Here is a 5,164-nt window from a genome sequence, read left to right as displayed (position 1 = left end):
CTCATCACCCACCACCACATCACCCACCTCCACCTCGCCTCACGCACCGCACCCCAACACACCCAACTCCAAACCGAACTCGAAAACCTCGGCGCACACATCACCCTCACCGCCTGCGACACCACCAACCCCCAAGCCGTCACCGACCTCATCACCTCCATACCGGCAGAACACCCCCTCACCGCAGTCATCCACACCGCAGGCACCCTGGACGACACCACCCTCACCAGCCTCACCCCCGACCGCCTCCACCCCGTCCTCGCCCCCAAGATCGACGCCGCCTGGAACCTCCACCAAGCGACAAGCCATCTCGACCTCGCCGCCTTCATCCTCTACTCCTCCGCCGCAGGCACCCTCGGCAACCCCGGCCAAGCCAACTACGCCGCCGCCAACACCTACCTCGACGCACTCGCCCACCACCGCCACCACCACGGCCAACCCGCCACCAGCCTCGCCTGGGGCTACTGGAAACACACCACCAACCTCACCGCCCACCTCACCCACACCCCCACCCACAACAACACCGCACTCACCACAGAACAGGGCCTACAACTCCTCGATGTCGCGATCGAGAAGCGTGCGGAAGCCTCCCTGGTCTGCATGCCGATCGAACCGGCGAGTCTTCGCCGAAGCACCGACGTGCCGGCGTTGCTCCGGGATCTCGTTCCGGCTTCGGGGCGTCGCGGGACAGCGGCCGGAGCGAGCGCGGTGCAGCGCTCGGGGCTGGCTCAGCAACTGGCCGCCCTGGGTGAACCGGAACAGCAGCGCCTTCTGCTCGACCTGGTCCGCAGCAACGCCGCTGCCGTCCTCGGCCACAACCGACCTGAGACGATCGATCCGCAGCGGCCTTTCAAGGACCTCGGTTTCGACTCCCTCACCGCCGTCGAACTCCGCAACCGCCTCACCAACGCAACCGCGCTCCAGCTCCCGTCCACCCTGGTCTTCGATCACCCGACGTTCATCGCGCTCGCCGCACACCTGCGAGCCCAGCTCCTGGACCAGCAGCCGCAAGCGCGGTCACCGAAGGCTGTGTCGGCGGCGATGGATGACGATCCGATCGTGATCGTCTCGATGGCCTGCCGCTATCCCGGAGGAGTGAGGCGGCCCGAGGATCTCTGGAGGCTCGTCGCCGAGGGTGGCGAGACGCTCGGTGACCTGCCCGACAACCGTGGCTGGGACCTCGACGCCCTGTTCGACCCGGACCCGGACGCCCCGGGCAAGATGTACACCCGCAAGGGGTCGTTCCTGTATGACGCGGGCGAGTTCGACGCGGAGTTCTTCCGCATGAACCCCCGCGAAGCCCTCGCCACCGACCCCCAACAACGCCTCCTCCTAGAAACCGCCTGGGAAGCCTTCGAACACGCCGGAATCAACCCCACCACCCTCAACGGCAGCAACACCGGGGTCTTCGCCGGCGTCATCTCGCAGGACTATCTGATGCGGATGCACGGCGCGCCGGATCATCTGGAGGGCTACTTCGCCACAGGCGGCTCCGGGAGCATCGCCTCGGGTCGGGTCGCGTACACGTTCGGTCTCGAAGGCCCGGCCATGACGGTCGACACGGCCTGCTCCTCATCCCTGGTCGCTCTGCACCTGGCGGCTCAGGCGCTGCGCAACGGTGAGTGCGACATGGCTCTGGCGGGTGGTGCCACCATCATGGCCACGCCGGGCACCTTCCAGGTCTTCTCCCGTCAGCGCGGACTGGCTCCCGACGGCCGCTGCAAGCCCTTCGCCGACGCCGCCGACGGCACCGGCTGGGGAGAAGGCGTTGGACTCGTCCTCCTCGAACGCCTCTCCGACGCTCGCCGTAACGGCCACCCGGTCCTCGCCACGGTACGGGGCTCTGCGGTCAACCAGGACGGTGCGTCCAACGGCCTGACCGCGCCCAACGGACCCTCCCAGCAGCGAGTCATCGAACAGGCCCTCGCCAATGCCCAGTTGACCGCCGACCAGATCGACGCCGTAGAAGCCCACGGCACCGGCACCACCCTCGGCGACCCCATCGAGGCACAAGCCCTCCTCGCCACCTACGGCCAGGCCCACACCACCGACACACCCCTCTGGCTCGGCTCCATCAAGTCCAACATCGGCCACACCCAAGCCGCCGCCGGCGTCGCAGGCGTCATCAAGATGATCGAAGCCATGCGCCACGGAACACTGCCGCCCACCCTGCACGTCGACCGGCCGTCGACCCATGTCGACTGGGAGACCGGCCACATCGCGCTCCTGACGGAGCCTCAGCCGTGGCCAGAGACCGGCCGCCCCCGCCGTGCCGCCGTCTCTTCCTTCGGTATGAGCGGCACAAACGCGCACCTCATTCTGGAGGCCGAGTCTCCCGCTCCCGCGCAGCCCACTGGTCCCTCGGATGAACGGCCGCAGGAGCTGTCACGCCCGGTGCCGGTGGTCGTCTCCGCACGAACCCCGCAAGCCCTCGCCGAAACCGCCCACCAACTGGCCACCTACCTCGAAACCCGCTCTGACGTTGAGGTAGGCCCCCTGGCCAGCCACCTGTGGCATGGTCGGGCCACATTCGAGCAGCGCGCAGGGATCGTCACGGACAACAGCGATGAGCTGCGTGCCGCGTTGACGGCGTTGGCGGAGGGCAGCGGTCATCCCGCCCTCGTCGTCGGCCCCGGCACCACCGCACCCGGTAAAACCGCGTTCGTGTTCCCCGGCCAGGGCTCGCAGTGGGCCGGTATGGGACGACGGCTCGCCGCCGAGGAGCCGCTCTTCGCCGCGCACCTGGCCGCCTGCCAGGAAGAACTGTCCCGCTGGTGCGACTGGAACCTCCTCGACACCCTCACCAGCGACAACGAAGACGCCCTGGCCAGGGTGGAAGTGGTCCAACCGGCCCTCTTCGCGGTCATGACCGGCATCGCCCGGCTCCTGGAACACTACGGTGTGCGGCCGGACGCGGTCATCGGACACTCCCAGGGCGAGATCGCCGCCGCCCACATCGCCGGCGCACTCACCCTGCCCGACGCCATCGCGGTGGTCACCCTGCGCGCCCAGGCCCTGCGCCGGCTCGCCGGAACAGGAACCATGGCGTCCTTCCCGCTCCCCGCAGACGCACTCACCGAACTCCCCGACGGCGTCCACCTGGCCGCCGTCAACGGACCCGCCACCACCATCCTCGCCGGCGACACCACCACGCTGACAGCACTGGTGGAGAGCCACCAGCAGCGTGGTGTCAGGGCACGGCTGATCTCCGTCGACTACGCCTCCCACACCCCGGCCGTCGAAGCACTACGGGAAACGATCCTCACCGATCTCACCGAGCGCGCCCGCATCCAGCCCACCACACCCACCATCCCCTTCTACTCCACCCACACCGGCGGCCTCCTGCCCGAAGACCGGCCCCTGGACGCCACCTACTGGATCGACAACCTGCGTCACCCCGTCCACTTCCACGAGACTGCACTCAAGCTCCTGGACGACGGCCACCACACCGTCATCGAGACCAGCCCCCACCCCGTACTCGCCGCAGCCCTCACCGACACCCTCGGCACACACCCCGCCGACGCCCACCACCACCCCACCCTCACCCGCCACCACGACACCACCGCCCGACTCCTCACCACCCTCACCACCCTCCACACCCACCACCACACCATCGACCTGTCCCAGCACCTGCCGACCACACCCCTCCAAGACACCGACCTTCCCACCTACCCCTTCCAACACCAGCCCTACTGGCTCCACACCCCCACCCAGCTCACCAACGCCAACGACCTCGGACTCAACACCACCGAACACCCCCTCCTCAGCACCGCGACACAACTCGCCGACTCGAACAGCACCGTCCTGTCCGGCCGCGTCGGCCTCAAGACCCACCCCTGGCTCGCCGACCACGCCGTCGCCGGAACCGTCCTCCTCCCCGGAACCGCCCTCGTCGACCTCGCCCTCCACGCCGGAGACCACACCAGCGGCGCAACACACCTCGAAGAACTCACCCTCCACACCCCCTTCGTCCTGGATGACTCGACCAGCAGTGATCTCCAAGTCACCACGACTCCCGACACCGACGCCGACGCCGACACCTGGCGCGTCACCATCCACTCCCGCCCCCACACCCACGAACGAGACGGTTCCGACTCCGAGTGGACCTGCCACGCCACCGGCACCCTCACCACCACGGAGGAACACGCCCAGCCCCTCACCCAGTGGCCACCCACCGGGGCACAACCGGTCGACGCCTCCACCCTCTACGACCAACTAGCCACCAATGGCTACGAGTACGGCCCCACCTTCCAAGGCGTCACCGCGGTCTGGACCCGAAACGACGGCACCCTCCACGCCGAAGTCACCCTGCCCGAAGACACCGACCCCACCGGACACACCATCCACCCAGCCCTCCTCGACGCAGCCCTCCACCCCCTCGCCACCACCAACAGCAGCACGCACAGTGACGTACGACTCCCGTTCGCCTGGACCGGCGTCACCATCCACGCCACCGGAGCCACCCACCTCCGCGTCACCCTCACCACCACCGACAACGACATCACCGTCCGGGCCTGGGACCCCACCGGCACACCCGTCGCCACCGTCAACACCCTCGCCACCCGCCCCATCGACCCCACCACACTCCACAAAACCCCCGACACGAACACCCGCAACAGCCTCTTCCACCTCACCTGGAAACCCGCCGAGCCAGGCACCCAGCCCGTCGACCTCGCCGAAGTCGACGTCTACCAGCCCGACATCTACCCCGAGGACGACCCTCAGGCCGCACACACCGCGACCGAGACCCTCCTCCAGCACCTCCAGCAATGGCTGTCCACCAACGACGACACCAACCGCCGCCTCATCATCCTCACCCAGGGCGCAGTAGCCACCAGCCCCACGGAAGACATCCACCTGGCCCACGCCCCCCTCTGGGGCCTGACCCGCACCGCACAGAACGAACACCCGAACCGCATCCACCTCATCGACACCGACAACCCAACCGACACCTCATACCTCACCAACGCCCTCGCCACCGGCGAACCCCAACTCGCCCACCGCCAAGGCCAACTCCTCAACCCCCGCCTCACCCGATCGACCCCCACCACAACCAGTCCCACGGCACGACCCCTCAACCCACAAGGCACCGTCCTCATCACCGGCGGCACCGGAGGACTCGCCACCCTCACCGCCCACCACCTCATCACCCACCACCACATCA

General features: G+C 68.3%; 1 protein-coding gene. It reads left to right on the top strand.

Annotation, left to right across the window (positions count from 1 at the left end; translation table 11 throughout):
• Window positions 1–5,164, top strand: a 5,164-nt coding sequence (locus ACIQNG_RS39030) for a beta-ketoacyl synthase N-terminal-like domain-containing protein (protein ID WP_401492002.1), incomplete at both ends; no start/stop codon positions are given.

This window comes from Streptomyces sp. NPDC091377, assembly GCF_044757045.1.
Lineage (GTDB): Bacteria > Actinomycetota > Actinomycetes > Streptomycetales > Streptomycetaceae > Streptomyces.
Note: the sequence above shows the minus strand (reverse complement) of the source record. Positions and strands in the feature narration are given on the sequence as shown.